Annotated in this window: 19 protein-coding genes; 7 read left to right on the top strand and 12 right to left on the bottom strand. The window is 66.1% G+C overall.

The window, feature by feature from the left end; translation table 11 throughout:
• Positions 1-233 precede the first annotated feature (233 nt).
• From FFS18_RS14920 to FFS18_RS14895, 6 genes are all read right to left on the bottom strand, one after another.
• Entirely contained in the window at positions 234-905 is a 672-nt protein-coding gene (locus tag FFS18_RS14920) for a spermidine synthase (RefSeq protein ID WP_137871434.1), read from the bottom strand.
• A gap of 3 nt (positions 906-908) precedes the next feature.
• Positions 909-2156, bottom strand: a complete 1248-nt coding sequence (locus FFS18_RS14915) for an N-succinylarginine dihydrolase (RefSeq protein ID WP_137871433.1) — start codon at positions 2154-2156, stop codon at positions 909-911.
• A gap of 3 nt (positions 2157-2159) precedes the next feature.
• Positions 2160-3161, bottom strand: a complete 1002-nt coding sequence (locus FFS18_RS14910) for an arginine N-succinyltransferase (RefSeq protein WP_137871432.1) — start codon at positions 3159-3161, stop codon at positions 2160-2162.
• The gene (locus FFS18_RS14905) at positions 3158-4369 is read right to left on the bottom strand and encodes a hydrolase (RefSeq protein WP_137871431.1); all 1212 of its coding nucleotides are present in this window, start codon (positions 4367-4369) and stop codon (positions 3158-3160) included. Before FFS18_RS14905 ends, FFS18_RS14910 begins: the two co-directional genes overlap by 4 nt.
• 64 nt (positions 4370-4433) lie before the next feature.
• On the bottom strand, positions 4434-5558 hold the full coding sequence (locus tag FFS18_RS14900) for a hypothetical protein (protein ID WP_212743055.1): 1125 nt from the start codon (positions 5556-5558) through the stop codon (positions 4434-4436).
• A 192-nt stretch (positions 5559-5750) separates the two neighbouring features.
• Positions 5751-6050: a WYL domain-containing protein gene (locus FFS18_RS14895; protein WP_120216883.1), complete on the bottom strand. Its 300-nt coding sequence runs from the start codon at positions 6048-6050 to the stop codon at positions 5751-5753.
• Between the two features lie 214 nt (positions 6051-6264).
• Between FFS18_RS14895 and FFS18_RS14890 the strand changes: the two genes are divergently transcribed.
• The 4 genes from FFS18_RS14890 (at position 6265) to trhO (ending at position 13006) form a co-directional block, all read left to right on the top strand.
• The gene (locus tag FFS18_RS14890; RefSeq protein ID WP_137871429.1) at positions 6265-8358 is read left to right on the top strand and encodes a malate synthase G; all 2094 of its coding nucleotides are present in this window, start codon (positions 6265-6267) and stop codon (positions 8356-8358) included.
• A gap of 421 nt (positions 8359-8779) precedes the next feature.
• Entirely contained in the window at positions 8780-9931 is a 1152-nt protein-coding gene (locus tag FFS18_RS14885; protein ID WP_137871428.1) for a tetratricopeptide repeat protein, read from the top strand.
• 220 nt (positions 9932-10151) lie between these two features.
• On the top strand, positions 10152-12167 hold the full coding sequence (locus FFS18_RS14880) for a GMC family oxidoreductase N-terminal domain-containing protein (protein WP_137871427.1): 2016 nt from the start codon (positions 10152-10154) through the stop codon (positions 12165-12167).
• A gap of 110 nt (positions 12168-12277) precedes the next feature.
• The gene (gene trhO / locus FFS18_RS14875; RefSeq protein ID WP_137871426.1) at positions 12278-13006 is read left to right on the top strand and encodes an oxygen-dependent tRNA uridine(34) hydroxylase TrhO; all 729 of its coding nucleotides are present in this window, start codon (positions 12278-12280) and stop codon (positions 13004-13006) included.
• 147 nt (positions 13007-13153) lie between these two features.
• On the opposite strand, the gene FFS18_RS14870 is transcribed toward trhO, so the two are convergent.
• Both FFS18_RS14870 and FFS18_RS14865 read right to left on the bottom strand, forming a co-directional pair.
• Positions 13154-14476: a caspase family protein gene (locus FFS18_RS14870; RefSeq protein ID WP_137871425.1), complete on the bottom strand. Its 1323-nt coding sequence runs from the start codon at positions 14474-14476 to the stop codon at positions 13154-13156.
• Between the two features lie 20 nt (positions 14477-14496).
• Positions 14497-15120: a class I SAM-dependent methyltransferase gene (locus tag FFS18_RS14865; RefSeq protein WP_137871424.1), complete on the bottom strand. Its 624-nt coding sequence runs from the start codon at positions 15118-15120 to the stop codon at positions 14497-14499.
• Between the two features lie 93 nt (positions 15121-15213).
• Between FFS18_RS14865 and trxB the strand changes: the two genes are divergently transcribed.
• Positions 15214-16179, top strand: coding sequence for a thioredoxin-disulfide reductase (trxB, locus tag FFS18_RS14860; RefSeq protein WP_120216873.1), 966 nt, complete (start codon positions 15214-15216; stop codon positions 16177-16179).
• 82 nt (positions 16180-16261) lie between these two features.
• Here trxB and FFS18_RS14855 read toward each other — a convergent pair whose 3' ends face one another.
• The 4 genes from FFS18_RS14855 to FFS18_RS14840 form a co-directional block, all read right to left on the bottom strand.
• Positions 16262-17062 (bottom strand): hydrolase 1, exosortase A system-associated, encoded by an 801-nt coding sequence (locus FFS18_RS14855; protein WP_137871423.1) that lies wholly within the window; start codon positions 17060-17062, stop codon positions 16262-16264.
• A complete protein-coding gene (locus FFS18_RS14850; RefSeq protein WP_137871422.1) occupies positions 17047-17733 on the bottom strand; it encodes an alpha/beta hydrolase family protein in 687 nt (228 codons plus the stop codon). Before FFS18_RS14850 ends, FFS18_RS14855 begins: the two co-directional genes overlap by 16 nt.
• Positions 17734-17848: 115 nt before the next feature.
• Entirely contained in the window at positions 17849-18115 is a 267-nt protein-coding gene (locus FFS18_RS14845; protein WP_137871421.1) for a phosphopantetheine-binding protein, read from the bottom strand.
• Positions 18112-19107: a GNAT family N-acetyltransferase gene (locus FFS18_RS14840; RefSeq protein ID WP_137871420.1), complete on the bottom strand. Its 996-nt coding sequence runs from the start codon at positions 19105-19107 to the stop codon at positions 18112-18114. The genes FFS18_RS14845 and FFS18_RS14840 overlap by 4 nt, the downstream gene beginning before the upstream one ends.
• A gap of 35 nt (positions 19108-19142) precedes the next feature.
• Between FFS18_RS14840 and FFS18_RS14835 the strand changes: the two genes are divergently transcribed.
• Positions 19143-20675 (top strand): acyl-CoA ligase (AMP-forming), exosortase A system-associated, encoded by a 1533-nt coding sequence (locus FFS18_RS14835; RefSeq protein ID WP_137871419.1) that lies wholly within the window; start codon positions 19143-19145, stop codon positions 20673-20675.
• Positions 20672-21901 (top strand): pyridoxal-dependent decarboxylase, exosortase A system-associated, encoded by a 1230-nt coding sequence (locus FFS18_RS14830; protein ID WP_137871418.1) that lies wholly within the window; start codon positions 20672-20674, stop codon positions 21899-21901. Before FFS18_RS14835 ends, FFS18_RS14830 begins: the two co-directional genes overlap by 4 nt.
• Positions 21902-22002: the final 101 nt, after the last annotated feature.

Below are 22002 nucleotides of genomic sequence, written 5' to 3'. Positions count from 1 at the left end.
TCCCCGGAACGGGGAGGGGGACCAGCGAAGCTGGTGGAGGGGCACCGTCGGTCTACTTTGCCGCCGAACCGGTGCTCCACTGCTATGGTCCACGAAAGTTTGGCGCTTCCAGCCCAGCGCTGCGTAAACCGCCGGTACCCCTCCACCACCCTTCGGGTGGTCCCCCTCCCCCGGTGGGGGAGGATCGGCAAGGTCCGTCTTCAGTCGTTCGCCACCCACCGCGTCGCAAACACCTAACCCGCCCGTGCAAACCAGATCATATGGCGCGGACCCTTGCCGTTGCTGCGCGCGCGCACACCGACCTCTTCGACCGCAAAGCCCGCGGCGCTCAAACGGCGCGTAAAGCGCGGATCGGGCGCCGCTGACCATATCGCCAATATGCCCCCGGGGCGCAGCGCCGCTCTGGCCATCGCCAACCCGGTCGACGAGTAGATCTGGTCGTTGGCGGCCCGCGTCAGGGCGTCGGGGCCATTGTCAACGTCGAGCAGGATCGCATCGTAACGGCGCGTCGCCGACCCGATCACGGTCGCGACGTCATGCAGGACAAGCTCGACCCGCGGATCGTCGAGGCAGCCGGCGGCAAGGTCGGCCATCGGTCCGCGCGCCCAATCGATGATTCCGGGAACCAGTTCGGCGACGGTGATCCTTGCGTCCGGCCCCAGCGTCGCCAGCGCGGCGCGCAGCGTAAAGCCCATGCCATAGCCGCCGATGAGCAGGTGTGCGCCATCGGTGCTGCGTAGCCGGTCGCAGGTCATCGTCGCCAGCGCTTCTTCCGAACCGCTCATCCGGCTGCTCATGAGCTCATTGCCCTCGACCGCGATGATGAAATCATCGCCGCGCCGAAACAGCCGCAGTTCGTCGCCGCCCGGGACCAGCGCCGTGCCGATCAGTTCGCGCATTTTCACAGGTCAGGCCAATATGCTGAGGTCGAGCGCTTCGAGCAGCGCGGCGCGCGCCTTGCGAACCTCGCCCGCCAGCGTTGCGGACGCCAGGTCGCCCGGCGCGATCGCTTCGGGCCAATGCTTCGCGACCACCGCGGCGATCCGGTCGAGCTTCGCCGCGTCGGCGATAAAGCGCGGATCGACCGTCGCAGGGTCGGCGACGATGCGCAGCCGCAGGCAAGCGGGGCCGCCGCCGTTCGCCATCGACTGGCGGACGTTGACCGGCAGCAGTTTGCGGATCGGGCCATTCCCCGCGACATGCGCCTCCAGCCACGTCCACACCGCGGGTGTATCCTGCGCCTCGGTCGGCAGCACCAGCCCCATGCCGCCTTCGGGCAGGCTGACGAGCTGGGCGTTGAACAGATAGGATTTGATCGCGTCGGGCAGCGTCACCGCGCTGGTCGGCACTTCGACGATCTCGACGGCGGGAAAGGCGGCGCGAATTTCGGCGTGCGCGGCCTCGCGATCCTCGAACGCGGTTTCGTGGGTGAACAGCACATGCTCGTTCGCCACCGCGACAACGTCGTTGTGAAAGGCGCCGCCCTGGATCGCGGTGTCCGACTGGCGAATGAACAGCGTGCGCGCGGGATCGAGCCGATGGTGACGCGCGATCGCTTTCGATGCGTCGAGATGCTGGCGCGCGGGAAAGCGGCCGCCGCTCAACCCATAGACGAAGATTTCGACGCCCGCGGCGTCGTGCCCGCTGCACAGCCGCATATGGTTTGCCGCGCCCTCGTCGCCAAAGGGCGCAGGGATCGGCGCGTGGACCGCAAAGGCCGGGTTCGCGAAGGCCAGCCGCAGCTGCGCCAGCGTCCCCGGCCATTCGTGGCTGCGGTGCGGCATGGTGACGAGGTTGGCGACGGTCAGATGGCATTTGCCGTCGGCGCTGTCGGGGGCGGGCGAGACGGTCGCGGCATTCGCCGCCCACATCGACGACGCCGACCAGGCCTGCGCGCGAAGGTGGGCCTCGGCGCCTTCTTCGGTCGTGCCTAGCGTTTCCAGCCAGCGTGTGTCGGGGCGATCGAGCGGCATGAAAAAGCCCTGCGGCAGGCCGAGCGCCAGATTGTGGCGCATCTTGTCGATGCCCTGCAACGCCGCTGCGCGCGGCTGCGACACGTCACCCGCGTTCGACGCCGAAGCGATGTTGCCGCGGCTGAGCCCCGCATAATTGTGGCTGGGGCCGATGATCCCGTCGAAATTGATTTCGGTCAGCATCGGTCAGCGTCCGATCCAGCTGATCTGATCGCCCTTGCCGACGCGCAGGATGCGCGCCGCGCCCGCGTCGATCGACCCGTCCGTACCCACCTTGCCGAAACAGCAACGAAAATCGGCGAGACGACCGGTCGCAATCAGCGCGTCCTCGCCGCCCTCGCCAATGCCGGTGACCTCGACATGCTTCGCGTCGCGGATGCTCGCCACCTGGTCGGTGCGCGCGGTCATCGTCGGGCCGCCGTCAAAGATGTCGACATAATTTTCGAACGCAAAGCCTTCATTTTCCAGCATCCGCATCGCGGCGCGGCCGGTGGGGTGGGGGACGCCGATCACGCTCCGCGCATGTTCGCCGAGCATCGCGATATAGACCGGATGCTTGGGCATCAGGTCGGCGATGAACTGGTTGCCATGGACGGCGTTGAACTGGTCGGCTTCCTGGAAATTCATCCCGAAGAACTTGCCCGCAACGCCGTCCCAGAAGGGCGATCCGCCGGCTTCGTCGATCACCCCGCGCAGCTCGGCGAGGATACGGTCGCCAAAACGCGCGCGGTGACGCGCGATGAACAGATAGCGCGAGCGTGCGAGGAGCAGCCCGAGCCCGCCCGCGCGCGCGGCGGGGTGCAGGAACAGCCCGCCCACCTCGGATGCGCCATTGAGATCGTTGCTGAGCATCAGCACCTGCGCGTGAAAGGTGCGTCCCAATTGTTCGCTATGCTTGCTGTCGGTGCCGATACGGTACGAGTAAAAGGGCCAGCGCTGGCCGACCTGACCGAAAATCTGGCAGGTACCGCGCACCTCGCCGCTGTCTAGATCCTCGAGCATCATCAGGTAAAGCTCGTCGGCGGGATATTCCTTTTCGGACGCGAAACTGGCCTCGGCGCGCTCGAGCTTGGCGCGCAGCGCCTTTTTGTCGGGGGGCAGATTGGTGAAACCGCCGCCGGTCAGCTTCGCCATCTCGTAAATGCTTTGCAGGTCGCCCGGTTTGGCCGCCCGGATCACATAATTCACACAGTCCCCCGTTCCGCTATTCTGGTTATGGCGAGCGCCGACAGCTGCGCGCGTTCGGCAAGGCTGTCGACGATCAGAAACTCATCGGATGAATGGATCGCGCCGCCGCGCGGCCCCATGGTATCGACCACGGGAATGCCGCACGCCGCGATATTATTGCCGTCGCACACGCCGCCCGTCGCGTTCCAGCGGATCGGTGGCAAGCCAAGCGCCGTGCCGCAATCGCGGACCAGTTCGAACAATCGCGTCGCCGCGGCGTCGAGCGGCTTGGGTGGACGGTTGAAATTGCCGTGGATGTGGCAATGGACGTCATGCTCGCGCGACACCGCGGCGACGGCAGCGCGCAGCGCGGCTTCGGCCTCGATCATCACCTCCGGCGTCGAAGGCCTCAGGTTGACGCGCAGGATCGCCTGATCGGGGACGACATTGTTCGGGCCGCCGCCGTCGATCTTTGCGGGATTGACCTTGAGATCGGGCGATTTCAGCGCCGAGAGCCGCAGCGCGAGGTCGGCAGCGGCGAGCAGCGCGTTGCGACCGTCGTCGGGATTGCGCCCCGCATGCGCCGACAGGCCGTGGACGATGACCGAGAAATTGCCGCTGCCCGGCCGCGCGCCCGCGAGCGTGCCGTCGGGCAGCGCGGGTTCATAGGTCAATGCCGCGGTCTTGCCCTTCGCCAGTTCGGCGATCAGCGCCGCGGACGCGTGGCTGCCGGTTTCCTCGTCGCTGTTGATCATCACGTCATAGCCGACGCGGTTCGCGAGCGGCGAGGCTTGGAGCGCGGTGAGTGCGGCCAGGATCACCGAAATCCCCGCCTTCATGTCGGCGGTGCCGGGGCCGTTGAGGACACCGGGCTCGCGCCATTGCAGCGACTGGAAGGGGTGATCGACTGCGAACACCGTGTCCATATGGCCGGTGAAGAGGAGCTGGACCGGCGCTTCGGGCCGCACGCGCAGGTGCAGATGGTCGCCGCGCTGCGTCGTCCTGATCTGCCCCGCGGCGTCGACGCTTTCGATCGGGTCGGGGGTGATCAGGCGGATGTCGCCGGGCAGCGATGCAAAGGCGTCGGCGAGCTGGCCCGCGACACTTTTCAGGCCCACAAGGTTGCCGGTCCCGCTGTTGATGGCGGCCCAGCGTTCGACCTGCGCCAGCATCGGCGCATCGGCGGCGCGCTCGATCGTCGCGGTTTCGGTGGCCGAGATGGAAGTCATGCTGCGGCTATAGCCGCGAGTGGAGTCGTTTGGCGACCCCCGAGATTGCGTGACGCAATGCGCGTCAGGGAGCCTTTTCGGACTTCGGCGACGGCTGCAGCAGCCGAGCATAGCCGTGAAGCTGTAGCGCCTTTCGCGGTGACAGATCGGTGGTGAGGGGCGCGAGTGCCTGCTCTGCCCGGCGTGCCTGACCCTGCGCAAACAGCGTCCGCGCCAATTCGACGCGGGCGCGTTGCCGCACATCGAGATTGCCAAAGGGGTCGAAGAACGAATCGATCCGCGACCGATCCTTGACGCCATTCCAGGTAAAAGGCACCGCTGCCGCAGCGTCGTTGGCGATCAACTCGTAACGCCGCACGGCATCGGCAAGCGACAGTTTTCCTGTCAGCACTGCGTACCGCGTCTGGAACAGCTTCGCTTCGGGTGAAGTTGTTGCTCCGGCAAAATCGGTGAGTACGCGCTCGATCCAACCCCAGTTCACGTTGCCCGTCGCCGCCTGCATTCCGAGCAGGTTGAACGCGAGGATCGCGCCGCGATGTTCCGCGGTGGTTGCAGCGCGCACCGCTGCGTCGGTCGGCCGACCAACGCTGGTGGCGGGTACCAGTTCGATCGCGGGATCATGCTGCAGGATCGCTTCGATATCGGGTTTGTGGAAATGGCCGACAACGACAAGAACGGTTTGGCCGCGCCTCTTGTGCGCAATGGCGCGAATCCGCTGCGCCTGCATGTAAGTGCGATAAAGATAGAGGCGGCGTGGCAGGTCGCGATCGGCGCGCGGCGCGGGCTCCGCCGCCCATTTTTTCGCGGGAGCCAAGGTTTCGGGCTTTTCGGCGGCGAAAAAGTCCCAATCCAACATTTTGGCATCGGGAAACGTCAGGAAACCCTGAAATCCTTGCGGGCGCCGTATTTCAAGCGGGGTGTCGAGATCGATGCCAAAGCCCAATAGCTGGTCGTCGATTGGGGGCATCCAGTCGATCGGACATAATTCGATGCCCCGGTCGGTCGCATAGGGCAGGATGATCCCCTGAACCTCATAGGTGAATTCATAAAAATCCTGACGAGACGCCTGCTCCGGCGGTCTTTCGATGCAAATCGCCGCAGGCTTGAGAAGATCGAAATAGGCGGGGTAAATGCCGGGCTGGTCCCGCTCGGCAACGAGTTGGGCGGCATGGTCGACGCCCAGAATCACGAGCCTGCTCTTGGCTTCCTGCGCCCCAGTGAGCGATGGAAATGCGATCGCGAGCGAAACAAGAATCCATGCAAAAACAGTGCGGGGACAAATGTTCTTCATGATCGTTCATCCGATGGCTGGCGTTCGGCGACCCCATAGCCACGGTGTGCTCAATCGGCAATCCACGCCAATTTGGCGTGGGCCCCGCGCTCAGATCGCGAGGAGCAACGTGTCGTCGCTTTGCGGCGCGGCGGCTTCGAACGAGGGGAGGGGGTCGAATTCGGCGTCGATGATCGCCGGGGCAACCAGTCCGTCGAGTTTGAAATGGCCGAGCCGCCGTTCGTCGTCGGACCGCCAATTCTTGTCGAGGTTGAGCGCGCTGACGAACAGGTCGCCGCGGCGTTCGAACATCTGGTGCGGCGCCAGCTTCATTTGCTGGCCGTTATATTGTGCGGTCACGACGCGCTTGCGCGCGATCGCTTCCATCAGGGTGAGCCGGGTTTCGCTCATGATCTAGCCTTGGAGAAGGGAGGAGAGTTTTGTTGTGCGTTGCAGCATAATGCACATGGCGACGCCCCCGGCAAGTGTCGAAACGCAACTTATTCCCTGAAATCCTGCGCGCGATATCGTCGCCATTGCCATGACGGGCCAATCGCGGCATAGGGCGCTGGCCCTTTCCTCCCCGGGTCCACTGGCGCAGCCGCGCCGACCAGAGGGTGCATAAATGACCGAATTTCTCGACCGTGCCGGGCTGTCCGTCGATTCGCGACTGGCGGAATTTATCGAGGCGCGCGCACTGCCCGGTACCGGGATCGATGCCACCAAATTCTGGGCCGACTTTGCCGCCTTGCTGGGCAGATTCGCGCCCGAGAATGCGGCCTTGCTCGCCAAGCGCGAGGATTTGCAGGCGCAGATCGATGCCTGGCACGAAGCGCGGGCGGGGCAGGCGCACGATCCGCAAGCCTATCAGGCGTTCCTGCGCGAGATCGGCTATCTGGTCCCCGAACCCGCGCCGTTCAAAATCGGCACGCAGAATGTCGACCCCGAAATCGCGACGATGGCCGGGCCGCAGCTGGTCGTCCCGGCGCTCAACGCGCGCTTTGCGCTCAATGCGGCCAACGCGCGCTGGGGCAGCCTCTATGATGCGCTCTACGGCACCGACGCGCTCGACGCACCGCCCGCAAAGCCCGGCGGCTATGACCCGGATCGCGGCGCCGCGGTGATCGCGCGCGCCAAGGCGTTTCTGGACGAAGCGGTGCCGCTGGCGTCGGGAAGCTGGGCCGATTGGCAGGGCGGACAGCTGACCCTCGCCGATCCGGCGCAATGGGTCGGCAGCAAGCCGGGCGGCATCTTGCTGCGTCACAATGGCCTGCACATCGAACTGGTCATCGATTCGGCGAGCGCGATCGGCAAGACCGATCCGGCGGGCATCGCCGACGTCGTGCTCGAATCCGCGCTCACCACGATCATCGACCTGGAGGACAGCGTCGCCGCGGTTGATGGCGAGGACAAGACGCTGGGCTACACCAACTGGCTCGGCCTGATGCGCGGCGATCTGACCGAAAGCTTTGCCAAGGGCGGGCGGGCGGTGACGCGCGCGATGGAGGCCGACCGCGAATGGACCTCGCCGGCGGGCGAGCCGTTCGTGCTGCACGGCCGCAGCGTGATGTTCGTCCGCAACGTCGGCCATCTGATGACGACGCCGATGATCCGGCTACCCGATGGCAGCGAAGCGCCCGAGGGGTTGTGCGATGCCGTCATCACCGCGCTATGCGCGCTCCACGACCTCAAAGGCCTTGGAACGCTGACCAACAGCCGCGCGGGCAGCATTTATATCGTCAAGCCCAAGCAGCATGGACCGGAAGAGTGCGGCTTCACCAACCGGCTGTTCGACGCGGTCGAGGATATGCTGGGCCTGCCGCGCCACACGATCAAGGTCGGCGTGATGGACGAGGAGCGCCGCACCAGCGCCAATCTCGCCGCCTGCATCCACGCGGTGAAGGACCGTATCGTCTTCATCAACACCGGCTTCCTCGACCGCACCGGCGACGAGATCCACACCAGCATGCGCGCTGGGCCGATGATCCCCAAGGGCGAGATGAAGGCGAGCGACTGGATCGCGTCCTACGAGGACCGCAACGTCCGCATTGGCCTCGCCTGCGGGCTCAGCGGCAAGGCGCAGATCGGCAAGGGCATGTGGGCGATGCCCGACCTGATGCGCGGCATGCTCGACGCCAAGATCGCGCACCCGAAATCGGGCGCGAACACCGCGTGGGTGCCATCGCCGACCGCCGCGACGCTGCACGCGCTGCACTATCACCAGGTCGACGTGTTCGCGCGTCAGCGCGAGATTGCCGGCGAGGCGGTGCCGTCGCTGGACCGCCTGCTCAACATCCCCGTGGCCAACGGACGCAACTGGAGCGAAGCCGAAATCACCCGCGAGCTCGACAATAATTGTCAGGGCATTTTGGGCTATGTCGTGCGCTGGATCGATCAGGGCGTCGGCTGTTCGAAGGTTCCCGACATCGACGACGTCGGCCTGATGGAAGACCGCGCGACGTTGCGCATCAGCAGCCAGGCGCTGGCCAATTGGCTGCTCCACGGCGTGTGTTCGGCGGATCAGGTCGACGCCGCGCTCGCGCGCATGGCGGCGAAGGTCGACGCACAGAATGCGGGCGATCCGCTCTACGAAAAGCTGACGCCCGAGGGGGTCGCCTATCAGGCGGCGCGCGCGCTGATCTTTGAGGGCGTGGCGCAGCCGTCGGGCTATACCGAGCCGTTGCTGCACAAATATCGGCTGGCGAAGAAGGCGGGGTGAGGGGCACGGCGGGCAGCGATCGGTTGCTGCCGTCGATCCTCCCTGTCGCGCAGCGATGGGGAGGTGGCAGCGCGAAGCGCTGACGGAGGGGCTTTGACACTACCGTTGCGGCCCCTCCACCATCCCCGCTTTCGCGGGGACGGTTCCCCTCCCCATGGCTTCGCCACAGGGAGGATATATAGCATCGTCATCCCGGCGAAGGCCGGGATCTCACCCTATCCGTTTACCGTACCGGTGAGATCCCGGCCTGCGCGGGGGCGACGGTGTAGGTGCGTCCACTCCCCACCCCAAAGCGGACAAGCCATTGTAAGCATTGCGAGACGAGCGTAGTCCTTCAAGGTCATTTCGATCCTTTGGGTGAGCAGCAATCGTGGCGAACCGAGCCTTTCGCGACCTTCAGTCGAACGCGGACAGTCTGCAAATGCGGTTACGTTCGCGCGCTCGCCTCGCCGCCGCGATCGCGCTGTTCGTCAGCGCCAGTTTCGCCGCATCGCCCGCCGCCCACGCGCAAGATAAAGTCAGCACCGTCATGGAAATCGGCGGCAGCAAGCTCGCCGTCTCACCGCAGGAGATGCGCGCGCTTTCGGCGCTGGGCAATCTGGCGCGCGGGACACAGTCGGCGCGGCAGGATCGCGCGCTGGCTGATGCCCGGCGGGTGGCGAACAGCCGCGACGCACGCTTCGCACTGGCCCTGTATGAGCTGGAGATTGGCAATCGGCGCGCCGACGATGCCATGCGCGCCGCGGCGCTCGACGTGCTGATCGACAGCCCTTTGACGCGGCCCGACCGGCTGGTCGGCCATTTGGCGGCGCGAGGGCAGATTGCCTATCGCGCCGGCGATTTCGATACTGCGGGCGCTTTGTGGGGGCGGCTGGCCGAATTGACCCCCGCCGATCCCGACGCGCTGGCCAATCTGGCGCAGGTTCGGCTGGCGCAAAAGGATGCGCCGGGCGCGATGGACCTGCTCACGCGCGCGATCGCGGCGCGGACAGCGCTGGGACAGCCGGTGGCGGAGGGCTGGTATCGGCAACGGCTGAGCATTGCGCAGCAGGGGCAGCTGGTTGCGCCCGGCGTCGATGCCGCGCGCGCGTTGGTCGGCGCCTATCCGACCCGCGAAAACTGGCGCATCGCGCTGGTGGTGTATCGGCAACTGGTCGCCGCAGAGGGGGCGCTGGAGATCGACCTGTTCCGTCTGACCCGCGAGGTGGGTGTGCTGACGCAGGCGGCGGAATATCAAAGGATGGCACAGCTGCTCAAGGAAGCGGGCGAGCCGCGCGAGGCAAAGTCGGTGCTGGCGGAAGGGACGCAGCGCGGGCTGCTCGACGCCGCCACGTCGCCGACGCGCGAAATCATCGCCGAGGTCGAGCGGGCGATTGCGCGGGTGCGGCCCGGAGTGGCGCGGGCCGAGCAGCCGAGCGCGGCGGGGATGCAGGTTCGGCTGGGCGTGGCGCGGCTGAACGCCGGACAGCGCAGCGAGGCGGAGGCGGCGTTTCGGGTGGCGGCGGGTGATCCGGCGGGTGGGCGTTACACCGATCTGGGCTTTTTCTGGCTGGCATGGTTGGCGCGCCGTTGAGCGGGCATCTTTCTCCCCTCCCTTTCAGGGAGGGGTCGGGGGTGGGTAGCCGCCAAAGGCGGCGTTCTTCGCTTTGGTCGCTATCGCTCGCGCACCCACCCCTAACCCCTCCCTGAAAGGGAGGGGAACGTGCCCATCCCCGCCGTTTCCGTACAATACGCCTTGCCCTCACTCGCTATAACGCGCCATCTTGGGGCGCAGGGCAATGTGGGGGCAGGCGATGACGGCACCGTTTAATTTCGGGCAGCTCAAATTTCTGAAGGCGCTGACCGAGGCGCTATTTCATGGCGCGGAGATGGCGATTACCGCCGATCAGGTGGTCGCCAATATCTGCGACCTGTTCGCCAAGGTTGGCGGGACCAAGCTCGACGAGATCAGCCTGTCGCTGACCGCGACCGAGCTGGTGCTGGGCGGGCCGTTCTTTACCGAGGATGATGTCGCGGGGCGCGCCGCCAAGCTGAAGAACCGGCTTCAGAATAGCCAGATCGACCTATTCCAGGACATGGCGCGGCTGCGCGGCATCATTTATGCCTGCTATTACGGCCATTGGCAGCCGGGGCTGGAGCCCGGCGATCAGGATGCCAACGTCGCCAATCCGGTGCACCGCCAGATCGGGTTCAAGCTGCCCAAGCACCGCGATCGCGGCGATTATGAAGTACCGATCAAGCCCGTCGTGGGCCGCGAGATCGACGATGCTCATATCCTGAACACGGCGACTCTCGGCAACGAATATGATGTCGTGGTGATCGGTTCGGGCGCGGGCGGGGCGGTGGCGGCGCATAATATCGCGGCGCAGGGCTATAAGGTGCTGATCGTCGAGGCAGGGCCGTTCTTCCCGTCGCCCAAGATCAACCACCACGAACTCGACATGATCGCGAGCCTCTACAAGCATGGCGCGCTCCAGACGTCGACCAACCGCGATTTTGTCGTGTTCCAGGGGCGCTGCGTCGGCGGGTCGTCGACGATCAACAACGGCATCTGCCTGCGCGTCAACGAAGCGGGGCGGACGCACCCCGACGCGTTGGACGTGCTGGCGAAATGGGCGAGCATCGGCGCCCCGATCGACGCGGCAGCGTTCCACGCAAGTTACGACGCGGTGCAGGCAAAGCTGGGCATCGCGCGCATCGAACCGCGCAGCGGGCGCCACAACGGCCCCCATCTGATCGAGGGGTGGAAGGCCTATGCCGCGCAGTCGGGCAATCCGCGCGACGCGCGCGCCGTGACCGACTGGTTCACCAAGAATTTCGGGCCGCCGAACACGCCCAATGCCTGTGCTTATTGCGGCTATTGCAATTCAGGCTGTCCCTATGGGCGGCGGATGGGCGTGGCGCAGACCTATCTACCCGCAGCGTGCCGCGATTTTGGGGCGCGCATCCTGCCCGATACCAAGGCCGAACGCATCGTCTGGCAGACCGCCTATGACGGGCGGCGCGAGGCCGAGGCGGTGGTACTGATCCTGCCCGGCGATGTGCGGAAAATGGTGCGCGCTCGCGTCGGGGTGGTGGTCGCGGGCGGGACGATCGCCTCGTCGAAACTGCTCGACCGCAGCGACATCGACGGTACCGGCTATCAGGTGTCATTGAACGTCGCCTCGCCCGTGGTCGCACTGATGCCCGAAGGGGTCGGCGGCAATGCGTGGGACGAAGACCAGATGTCGAGCTATGTCGATGTCGGCGCCTATCTGCTCGAAAGCCATTTCCAGCCGCCGATGTCGATGGCGTCGCTGATGCCCGGCTGGTTCGCCGATCATGCCAGCCGGATGAAGAGTTTCGGGCGCGTCCATTCGGCGGGCATCCTGTTCCCCGCCGACCGGCGCGGGCGGGTGACGGGCGACAAATTGCAGTTCAGCCTCGATCCTATCGACGACCTGCCGGTGCTGCGCGATGCGATGGCGACGCTGACCAAGGTGCATTTCGCCGCCGGGGCGATCGAATGCTATCCGGCGCTCGCGCGGGGGCAAAAGGTGACCCCCGACATGGACGTTGATGCCTTTTTCGCCGATGCGATCCGCGAACAGGACGACGTCACACTGTCGAGCAGCCACCCGCATGGCGGCAATGCGATCAACGAAGACCCCGCGCACGGGATCGTCGACCTCGACTGCCGGGTGCACGGGACGACCAACGTGCTCGTCACCGACGCCAGCGTGTTTCCGAGCTGCATCCGGGTGAATGCGCAATGGACCACGATGGCAATGGCGCATTATGCAACGGGGCGAGGGGATCCGTTTGGTTAGAAGGGGCTAATCCGCTCGTTCCCGTTCGTGTCGAGCGAAGTCGAGACACGTCAACGCTGGCTTGGCGTGTCTCGACTTCGCTCGACACGAACGGCTAAGGGGCGTTGATCATGACCTTCACCGTTGCCGCCCTCTACCGCTTTGCGTCGTTCGACGATCCCGCCGCGCTGCGCCAGCCTTTGCTCGACCTGTGCACCGCGCAGGGGGTGAGGGGCACGTTGCTGCTGGCGCGCGAAGGGATTAACGGCACGATCGCGGGCAGCGCCGAGAGCATCGCCGCGGTGATCGACCACATCCGCGCGCTGCCCGGTTGCGCCGAGCTCAATGTCAAATATTCAACCGCCGCCGCCATGCCGTTCCAGCGGATGAAGGTACGGATCAAGAAGGAAATCGTGACGCTGAAGGTATCGGGCCTCGACCCCGCGCGCGATGCCGCACCTTATGTCGATCCCGTCGACTGGAACGCGCTGGTCGACGATCCCGATACGGTGCTGATCGATACGCGCAACGGGTTCGAGGTCGGCTATGGCAGTTTCGAAGGCGCCGTCGATCCCGCGACCAAAAGCTTCGGCGAATTCCCCGACTGGTGGCGCGCCAACGCCGACAAATTTGCCGGCAAGCGCGTCGCGATGTTCTGCACCGGCGGCATTCGCTGCGAAAAATCGACCGCCTTCCTGCGCAGCGAGGGCGTTGAGGAGGTCGTGCATCTGAAGGGCGGCATCCTCGCCTATCTGGAACAGGTTCCGGCGGAAGAAAGCCGCTGGCACGGCAGCTGCTTCGTCTTCGACGAGCGGGTGAGCGTCGGGCATGGGCTGGTCGAGGTGGGCGAGAAGGAATAGGCAGCCGATCGCCGTGGCGTAAAACGCACCCACCAACATTCCAATCTCGTCATCCCGGACTTGATCCGGGATCCACTGCGGCGCCCAAGTCATCGACCCCGGATCAAGTCCGGGGTGACGATGAAAGAGAGCGCGCTTTGCCGCTCGTCAGCCCACCATCAACGTATAAGTCACCCGATAATCGCTCGCATCGCCGTCGAGCGTCCGGGTAAACGTCCCCGGCGTATCGCCCAGGTCGATCGTCCCGATATTGTCGCTGCCGCCGATGTCGTCGAATTCGCGCAGCTGGAAACTCACCGGCTGGTCGAATTCGAAAATCTGGTCGACGACCCAGCTTTCGCCCTTCTTGATCGAATAAATGTCGCCCTTGCCTTCGGGAAAACGCTGGCCGGTGTTGAAGCGCAGGAACAGCTGATCGGGCAGGCCAAGCCCCAATCGCCCGGTCAGCTTGATGCATTCGACGCGGATGTTGGTCAGCGTGAACTTGCGCGTCGCCGGGCGCGCCGTTCCCGCGGGCTGCTTCATCGCGACCATCGTTACCGGTGCGGCAATCGCATCGGGCGTTTTCGGCAGACGATTGATATTCTCGTTCGCTTGCCCCGCATATTTTCCCGATGGAAATTCCGCGAGATATGCCTTGAATGCCTCGACACTATTTTCGGCCATCGCGCCTTTCCACAGCAATTCCTCCAGCCCGCGGCGTTCACCCGATGCGCCGGACGCGCGAGGGACGAGATAGACCGGGGTGCCGGTGATGCTGGCGCTGACGAACGGTCGCTGGCTGCCGCCGGTCGCTGCGAGCACATCGTCGCGGATCAGCCCGCCGAGCAGCTGCACCGGCACGTCGGGTTGCGGCAGGCGTTTGGCCAGCGAGGTTGCGAAGGGCGAATTTCCCGCAGTGCCGTCGGCGGCGGTCTGCCCTGGCGCGGCGGCAAAGATGACGAGCACATCGTCGGCCTCGACCCCCGCCAGCCCGCTGACCACTGCGCGTGTGCCCGAACGCCACGAACGCCCGAACGGATTGTTGCGGCACGAGTCGAGCACTACCATGCGGATCTGCGCGCCCGACACCGATTCCATCAGCCGGTCGAGATTGATCGCCTCATAGGGCAGGTCGAGGTCCGATTTCAGCTGCGCATCCGTCGGGATCAGCCAGTTCTTGCCCTGCGCCTCGATCCCGTGTCCCGCGAAATAGACCATCGCGACCTCGGCGCCGTCGGCCTTGGCGCGAAAATCGCGCATCGCTTTCTGGAAATCATTGACCGCCAGGTCGGCGGCGACAGTGACATCGTCAAACCCGGCCTGCCGCGCCGAGGCGGCGATGATCCGGATGTCGTTGACCGGGTTGGCGAGGCGGCTGGTGTTGGCATAGTCGCTGTTGCCGATGACCAACGCGACCTTGCGCGCTTCCGCCGCGGTCGGCGCGAACAGGGCCAGCGCAGTGAGGGTGATCAGCCAGAATCGCATCATCTCGCAAACCTCTCTGAGTGTCAGGCGGCGCGCGCCGCCCCATATTCGTACCAGCCGAACGGGCGCGGGGTTTTGGGGATATAGGCGGCGGCCTGCCGGTCGACGGCAAAGCCCGCGGCTTCATAAGCATCCGAAATCGGCCGGGTCAGGTGGCAATTGCCGCCGATCCGCTTCCAGATCGGCTCGATCCGCCGCTGCCATTTCGCGACCCCGGCGTCGGGCGCGGCGCCATGTTCGAGGAACAGCGCGGTGCCTCCGGACTTCAGCACGCGGCGGATTTCCGCAAGCACCGCGGCCTGATCGGCGACCGAGCAAAGGGTGAAGGTGGTGACGACGGTGTCGAAGCGACCACTCTCGAACGGCATCGCTTCGCCAACCCCGCCCTGGATGTCCGCCGCCATTCCGCGCGCCTGCGCCGCAGCGCGGCTCATCGCCAGCAATTCGGGCGAGGGATCGAGGCCGGTAAAGCTGGTGATGCGGGCAGGATCGTAAAATTCCATGTTGATCCCGCCGCCGCAGCCCAGCTCGAGCACATCGCCGCTGGCGTTCGGCACAACCTTGCTCCTGACCTTCATGATCTGCCCCTGCGAACAGGCGCATTTAATCAGCCGCGGCACCCCATGACGTTCCCACCAGCTTGCCATTTAACGGACTCCCCTTGGCGCGGAAGGTGACCCTTGCTAGCGCGGTTGGCAACACCCATCTGTGCCTGCCCGCACAGCCAGAGAAAGATCGTCATGCCCACCACCCATCACACCAAGATGCTCATCCTCGGTTCCGGCCCCGCGGGCCTGTCCGCCGCCATCTATGCCGCGCGCGCCGGGATGATGCCAATCGTGGTGCAGGGGCTGCAACCCGGCGGCCAGCTGACGATCACCACCGACGTCGAAAACTACCCGGGTTTTGCCGAGGTGGTGCAGGGGCCGTGGCTGATGGAGCAGATGACCGCGCAGGCGACGCATGTCGGCACCAGCATGATCTGGGACACGATCGTCGATGTCGATTTGTCGCAGCGCCCGTTCAAGCTGACCGGCGACGGCGGCGATGTCTATATGGCCGAAACGCTGGTGATCGCGACCGGGGCGCAGGCGAAATGGCTGGGCGTGCCGGGCGAGCAGGAACTGGGCGGCAAGGGCGTTTCGGCCTGCGCGACCTGCGACGGATTTTTCTATCGCGGCAAAAAGGTCGTGGTGATCGGCGGCGGCAACACCGCGGTCGAGGAAGCGCTGTACCTGACGAACCATAGCGACGATGTGACGCTGATCCATCGCCGCGATCACCTCCGCGCCGAAAAGATCCTGCAGGACCGGCTGCACGCCAATCCCAAGATCAAGGTGCTCTGGAACAAGCGCGTGGATCGCTTTGTCGCGGGCGAAGGCGTTTCGGGGCTCGTCGGCGTCGACCTGATCGACACGGTGACGGGCGAAGCAAGCCACGAGCCGACCGACGGCGGCTTCGTCGCGATCGGCCACAGCCCGTCGACCGAATTGTTCAAGGGCAAGCTGCCGCTGGATGCCGATGGCTATCTGGAAGTCACGCCGGGAACGTCGCTGACGTCGATACCGGGGGTTTTTGCCGCGGGTGACGTGACCGACAAGGTCTATCGTCAGGCAGTAACCGCGGCGGGCATGGGCTGCATGGCAGCGCTGGATGCTGAGCGGTTTCTGGCCGAGGCGGAATATAAGGCGTTGGTCGAGGCGTAAGTATTCGGCAGCGATGGGCGGGGGCGACGGCGGAATGAGCTGCCCGCTCACCACCCCAAAGCAGACGCTGGCCTGCGTCATATTACAGTGGCCGCGTAAGCAATCCCAGAACGCGCCCCGCCAACCACTCCGCATCATCCCCCGCAAAGCTGTGCGACGCGCTGTCCAATCGTTCGACCGGCACCGCGCCCGGCTGGCATTTCTCCACAAATGCCTGCGCTGTCCTGTCGCCGGTGGCGAGCAAAATCGTGGCCGGGCAGGCGAGATTGGCGAGCGCGGCGTCGAGGCGCGCGGGCAGGCTGTCCGGCGCGGCGGGCGCGGCGCGGCGGCCGAGCGCCAACAGGCCGCGTGCCAGCTTTTTAAGGTCGACGTCGCCCTTCAGCAGCCGCAGCAGGCTTTTGGGATCGGTCAGCCGCGCAAGGTAACGCGCGCGGATCGCCGATGCGGGGGGCAGCGCGGGTTCGTCGGCCTCATCGTCGGCGCCGCCTTCATAGGTCCACGGATTGGCGAGGATCAGTTCGTCCAAGGCAAGCGGCTGGTGGAGCAGCAGCGCGCTGGCGGCGTCACAATTGCCGAAGGCGACGATGCGCGTCACATGCGGCGCGGCCGCGCGAAAGGCGGCGATTGCGGCGGCGATGTCGGGGGCGCTGCTTTCAAAGCCGCCGTTCGCGCCGTCGCTGTCGCCGATCCCGCGCCGGTCGAAGCGGAAGACGGGGTGACCGGCGTCGGCGATGCGCTGTGCCAGCATCGCCATGCCACGATGCGCGCCGCTGCGGATTTCGTTGCCGCCCGAGACGATGAGCAGCCCGGTGGTGCTGGGCGCGTCGTCGAGCGTCGCGGCGAGCGTGGCGCCTTCGCAGGCGAAATTCAGCTGATGCCGCATGTCTGGCTCCAAGCGGCGATGTCGGCGGCGATCGCCTCGGCCATCGCGCCATCCTCTCCGGGTTCGGCGCGCAGCCAAAGCGGGGTTCCGGCGATCGCGTCGGCGCCGCTGCCGAGGGTGACGGTGCGCAGCGGCGCCACGGGCTCGACTGCGGCGCTGCCAAGCTGTCCCATCATGGCGGGCGACAGCAAGTTGCCAGCGAGAAGCAACGGCGCGGTGGCGGCTTCGGCTTGCAGGCTGTCGAGCGACGAGGTTACCCCGGCCTCGCGGTCGGCAGCGACGCGCGCGCGCATCAACGTGCGGAGCAGCGACGCGCCGCCGATCGGGGCAAGCCGCCACCACGCGGCGGCGCTCGCGCGATGATCGATCAGCGCGCCGCCGCGCAGCGACGCGATGATCACCGGGCCATCAAGCGTCGCGGAAACCTCGGCCAGCGCTTCCTGCCAGCGATGAAGATCGGTCTGGGCCAGCGGCACAAGGCTTTCATTCTGGCCGGGCAGGTCGGGGAGAACGGCGGCGAGCCCATGGCGCGCCAGCGCGCGCATCGCCAGTACCAGTGTGCGCCGGGTGCGGTTCGCTTCCTCGAACAAAGGCGGGACGAACAACAGGGTGGCGCGCTGGGTGCCGGTGGGAGCGATGCGGAGGATATGTTCGGGAGTGGGGAGAGGCATTCGCATGCTCCCTGTCGTCATCCCGGCGAAGGCCGGGATCTCACCGTCGCGGAAAACGCCATGGCGAGATCCCGGCCTTCGCCGGGATGACGATATAGGGAGGACGGCGCGACCTTCAATCGGTCACCTTGCGCAACGAGAACGCCAGTAAATTGCCATAGGTTTCAAAGATCTCGCCGTCGATTTCATCATCGTCGATGATAATGCCGAGCCGGTCTTCCATCTCGGTCAGCACCGTCGCCACCGCCATCGAATCGAACTCGGGCAGCGCGCCGAACAGGCCGCTGTCGTCGGTCAGCGCCGCCGCGCGCGCTTCGCCCAAACCGAGGACGTCGGCGAGCAGGGCGCGGAGGGTGGCGTCGACGGTATCGGGTGCGGTCACTTGTCTTTCCTCAGTAGTGCGCGGCCGAAGGCCTTCAATGCCGGACCCCATGCCGCGACGCGCGACGGATTGAAAGCCTCGATCCGCCACAACGGGTCGTGGCGGTTCATCCAGTCGCGCTTGTAGCCGTCGTTGCCGGTCCCAAAATCGACGCGTTTGACGCCGTCTATCGTGATGACGTGACGGAACAGCGCCGCCGACAACAGCGTCCCGGGCGAGGCTTTCAGACTATCCTCGACATGCGCCAGCTTGTGGATGAAGGCGGTGCCGTCCTCGACGGTCCAATATTGCGCCGCGACGGGGATGCCGTCGATGCGGGCGATGCCCATCCGCAGGTGGCCGCGCGCGCCCTCGGCCTCGGCAAAGGCGCGGAGCAGCGCGGGGTGGCCTTCGTCGGGTTTCCAGCTCGCGGCGTATATTTGTTCATAGGCCGCCCAGCTGCCGTCATCGAATTCGGTGAGCAGCTGGATGTCGACGATGCCCTTTTTCGCCTTGCGCTGAACCGTATTGCGCAGCGCGCCGGGGCGGTCGGCCCACCAGGCGTCATGGTCCATGTCGCCAAGGTCGAGCCAGTGGCGGTCGCCGGCGGGCGTCGCTTTGACCCGCCAGCCTGCGGCGCGCAGCGCGGCGGTGATCTCGTCGGGGGCAGCCACGGGGTAAAGCGTCAGCTGCGCGGCGGTGCGGCCGAGATTTTGGAACAGCGCGCGCAGCGCGGCGCCGCGGTCGCCGTCACCGGTGTAGAGCGGGCGGATTGTGAAGCTGTACCAGTTGGTGAGGCCCGCGACGTCGCCAGGCTTTTCGACGCGCAGCGGTAGCCATGCGGTGACGCCGCCCGCGCCGCCATGCGCGTCGATCCGGCCCTGGCCGGCAAAGCCATAAGCTTCGAGCAGGTCGAACCACGCCGCACGGTCGAAGGGCGAGGCAAAGCCTTCCGCGCGCGCCGTCGCGGGCAGCCGTTCATCATTAGCGTGATGTTCACCGTTCCCTTGCATGGTGTCGCCCTCTATCACTGCACTCCTAACAGCCGATGACCAAAGCCGAAAAGCCAACTTCGCAACCGATCGACCATCTCGCCCTGCGCGGCGCGCCGGAGGCGGCTGCATTGCTGATCGGTGATACCGGGCTGACTTTTGCTGAACTTGACGAGGGCGTAGGGAGACTGGCGGCGTGGCTGCGCGAGCAGGCGGGCGGGCCGGGTGAGCGGGTGGCGAGCTGGAGCGCGAAGACGCGTCTCGCTTGCCTGATGCCGCTGGCGGCGGCGCGCGCGGGGCTGATCCATGTGCCGGTGAACCCGCTGCTGAAAGGGCCGCAGGTCGCGCATATCCTGTCCGATAGCGGAGCCAGGCTGCTCCTCACGAACAGCGCGCGGGCAGAGATGCTCGGCGACGGTTTGCCCGCGGGCTGCATGGTGCAGGATCTGAAGGTCGCTGAGGAAGTAATCGATTCGAGCGGGGACGGGCTGGTGCCGTCGTTAGCTGATCCCGACGATCTGGCGGCGATCCTCTATACCAGCGGATCGACCGGGCGGCCCAAGGGCGTGATGCTGAGCCATGCCAATCTGTGGCTCGGCGCCGAAAGCGTCGCCTCCTATCTTGAACTCGCGCCCGAAGACCGCGTGCTCGCGGTGCTGCCGCTCAGCTTCGATTATGGGCAGAACCAGTTGCTTTCGAGCTGGTATGCCGGCGCCGCGGTGGCGCCGCTCGATTATCTCACCCCGCGCGACGTCGTGAAAGCGGTGGCGCGGCACCGCGCGACGACGCTGGCGGGGGTGCCGCCGCTCTGGGTGCAGCTGGTCGAGAGCGACTGGCCCGGCGAGGCGGCAGCGTGCCTCAAACGGCTGACCAACAGCGGCGGTGCGCTCACACCCTCGCTGATCGACGCGATGCGGGCGACCTTTCCCAATGCCGACATCTACCCGATGTACGGGCTGACCGAGGCGTTTCGCTCGACCTATCTCGAACCTAAGCTCGTCGCCGACCATCCGACCTCGATGGGCCGCGCGATTCCGCACGCGGAGATTCTGGTGTGCCGCCCCGACGGGACGATCACTGCCGACGAGGAACCGGGCGAGCTGGTGCATTGCGGGCCGCTGGTCGCAAAGGGTTATTGGCGCGATGCGGAACGGACCGCCGAGCGCTTCAAAGCGGCGCCGCGCGCGTCCGAATATGGCGGAACGGCGGTGTGGTCGGGCGACACGGTGCGCCGCGACGCCAACGGCCTTCTCTATTTTGTCGGCCGCGACGATGCGATGATCAAGACCGCGGGCAACCGCGTCAGCCCGACCGAGGTCGAGGATGTCGCGGTGGCTTCGGGTCTGATTTACGAGGCGGTGGCTTTCGGGGTGCCCGATCCGCGGCTGGGGGCGGCGATCATCCTGATCGTGCGCGGCAAGGGCGGGGTCGCCGACGACGCGGGGCTGGCCGCCTATTTGCGCCAGAACCTGCCCAATTTCATGCAGCCGCAGGCAATCGAATGGCGCGATGCGCTGCCGCGTAACCCGAATGGCAAGCTCGACCGCGTGACGATCGCCGCCGATTGGGCGCAGAAGGTGGCGGCATGAAGCCGCACGGACCGATTCCGCCGGGTTATGCCGCCGATGACGACGGGATGCTGCTGATCGGCGGCGACCGCGCCGATACGCTCGCCGACATGGCAGGCGATACGCCGCTGTTCGTCTATGACAGCGCGATGCTGACCGCACGGGTCGCTGCATGGCGCGCCGCGATGCCGGCCGAAGTGCAGCTCCATTTTGCGATGAAGGCGAACCCCTATGCGCCGCTGCTCGCCTTCATGGCGCGGCTGGTCGACGGGTTCGATGTTGCGTCGGGCGGCGAACTGAAGGCCGCGATCGCGAGCGGCATGCCGGCGGGCGACATCAGCTTTGCCGGTCCCGGCAAGCGCGACCACGAGCTGGAGGCGGCGATCGTCGCGGGGGCGACGCTCAACCTGGAATCGGCGGGCGAGGCGGATCGCGCGCTGTCGCTCGCCAGCCGCCTTGGCCTGACGCCGAGCCTTGCGGTGCGGGTCAATCCCGACTTTGACCTCAAAGGATCGGGGATGAAGATGGGTGGCGGCGCCAAGCCGTTCGGGGTCGATGCCGCCGAGGTTCCGGCGCTGGTTCGACGTCTGATCGCGGCGGGCGCCGACTGGCAGGGCTTCCACATTTTCGCGGGATCGCAGGCACTTGATGCCGAGGCCATCGCCGACACGCAGGCGCAGACGATTGCGCTGGCCGCCAGACTGGCGGACGAGGCTGGCGCGCCGCCGCCGCTCGTCAATCTGGGCGGCGGCATGGGGGTGCCCTATTTCCCCGGCGACAGCGCGGTCGATGCCGCGGCAGTCGGCGCGGCGCTGGGCGACACGCTTGCCGCGCGCGCCGATGTGCTCGCGAAAAGCCGCTTTGCAATGGAACTTGGGCGCTGGCTGGTCGCCGAGGCGGGCGTCTATCTGACCCGCGTCGTCGACCGCAAGACCAGCCATGGCGAGACGTTCCTGGTCACCGACGGCGGGCTCCACCACCAGCTGGCGGCGAGCGGCAATTTCGGGACGGTGATCCGACGCAATTATCCGATCGCGGTCGCCGGGCGGTTCGGCGACGCGCCGACCGAAACGGTGTCGGTGGTGGGCTGTCTCTGCACCCCGCTCGATCGGCTGGGCGACCAGGTCGCGTTGCCGCGCGCCGAAGTCGGCGACCTGATCGCGATCTTTCAGGCGGGCGCCTATGGAGCCAGCGCCAGTCCCGCAACCTTTCTGGGGCAAGGGCCAGCGCGCGAAATGCTCGTCTGACCCGTCAAAACCTGTTCCTTAACGGGACAGTTTTGCCGATGTGCTAGTCAAACCTATCTCAATACTAACTCTATGTTCACCCTTTTCGCGCAAGGGTGGAC

It is taken from the genome of Sphingopyxis sp. 2PD, assembly GCF_005503695.1.
Lineage (GTDB): Bacteria > Pseudomonadota > Alphaproteobacteria > Sphingomonadales > Sphingomonadaceae > Sphingopyxis.
The sequence above is the reverse complement of the archived record's forward strand: the minus strand, read 5'-3'. Positions and strand labels throughout refer to the sequence as shown.

Excerpts from the sequence above, each read along its gene's own strand:
- FFS18_RS14890 (WP_137871429.1), top strand. The coding sequence starts at position 6,265 with ATGACCGAATTTCTCGACCGTGCCGGGCTGTCCGTCGATTCGCGACTG.
- FFS18_RS14850 (WP_137871422.1), bottom strand. The coding sequence starts at position 17,733 with ATGCCTCTCCCCACTCCCGAACATATCCTCCGCATCGCTCCCACCGGC.
- FFS18_RS14905 (WP_137871431.1), bottom strand. The coding sequence starts at position 4,369 with ATGACTTCCATCTCGGCCACCGAAACCGCGACGATCGAGCGCGCCGCC.
- FFS18_RS14830 (WP_137871418.1), top strand. The coding sequence starts at position 20,672 with ATGAAGCCGCACGGACCGATTCCGCCGGGTTATGCCGCCGATGACGAC.
- FFS18_RS14895 (WP_120216883.1), bottom strand. The coding sequence starts at position 6,050 with ATGAGCGAAACCCGGCTCACCCTGATGGAAGCGATCGCGCGCAAGCGC.
- FFS18_RS14855 (WP_137871423.1), bottom strand. The coding sequence starts at position 17,062 with ATGCGGCATCAGCTGAATTTCGCCTGCGAAGGCGCCACGCTCGCCGCG.
- FFS18_RS14835 (WP_137871419.1), top strand. The coding sequence starts at position 19,143 with ATGACCAAAGCCGAAAAGCCAACTTCGCAACCGATCGACCATCTCGCC.
- FFS18_RS14885 (WP_137871428.1), top strand. The coding sequence starts at position 8,780 with ATGCGGTTACGTTCGCGCGCTCGCCTCGCCGCCGCGATCGCGCTGTTC.
- FFS18_RS14865 (WP_137871424.1), bottom strand. The coding sequence starts at position 15,120 with ATGGCAAGCTGGTGGGAACGTCATGGGGTGCCGCGGCTGATTAAATGC.
- FFS18_RS14915 (WP_137871433.1), bottom strand. The coding sequence starts at position 2,156 with ATGCTGACCGAAATCAATTTCGACGGGATCATCGGCCCCAGCCACAAT.
- FFS18_RS14840 (WP_137871420.1), bottom strand. The coding sequence starts at position 19,107 with ATGCAAGGGAACGGTGAACATCACGCTAATGATGAACGGCTGCCCGCG.
- FFS18_RS14880 (WP_137871427.1), top strand. The coding sequence starts at position 10,152 with ATGACGGCACCGTTTAATTTCGGGCAGCTCAAATTTCTGAAGGCGCTG.
- FFS18_RS14870 (WP_137871425.1), bottom strand. The coding sequence starts at position 14,476 with ATGATGCGATTCTGGCTGATCACCCTCACTGCGCTGGCCCTGTTCGCG.
- trhO (WP_137871426.1), top strand. The coding sequence starts at position 12,278 with ATGACCTTCACCGTTGCCGCCCTCTACCGCTTTGCGTCGTTCGACGAT.
- trxB (WP_120216873.1), top strand. The coding sequence starts at position 15,214 with ATGCCCACCACCCATCACACCAAGATGCTCATCCTCGGTTCCGGCCCC.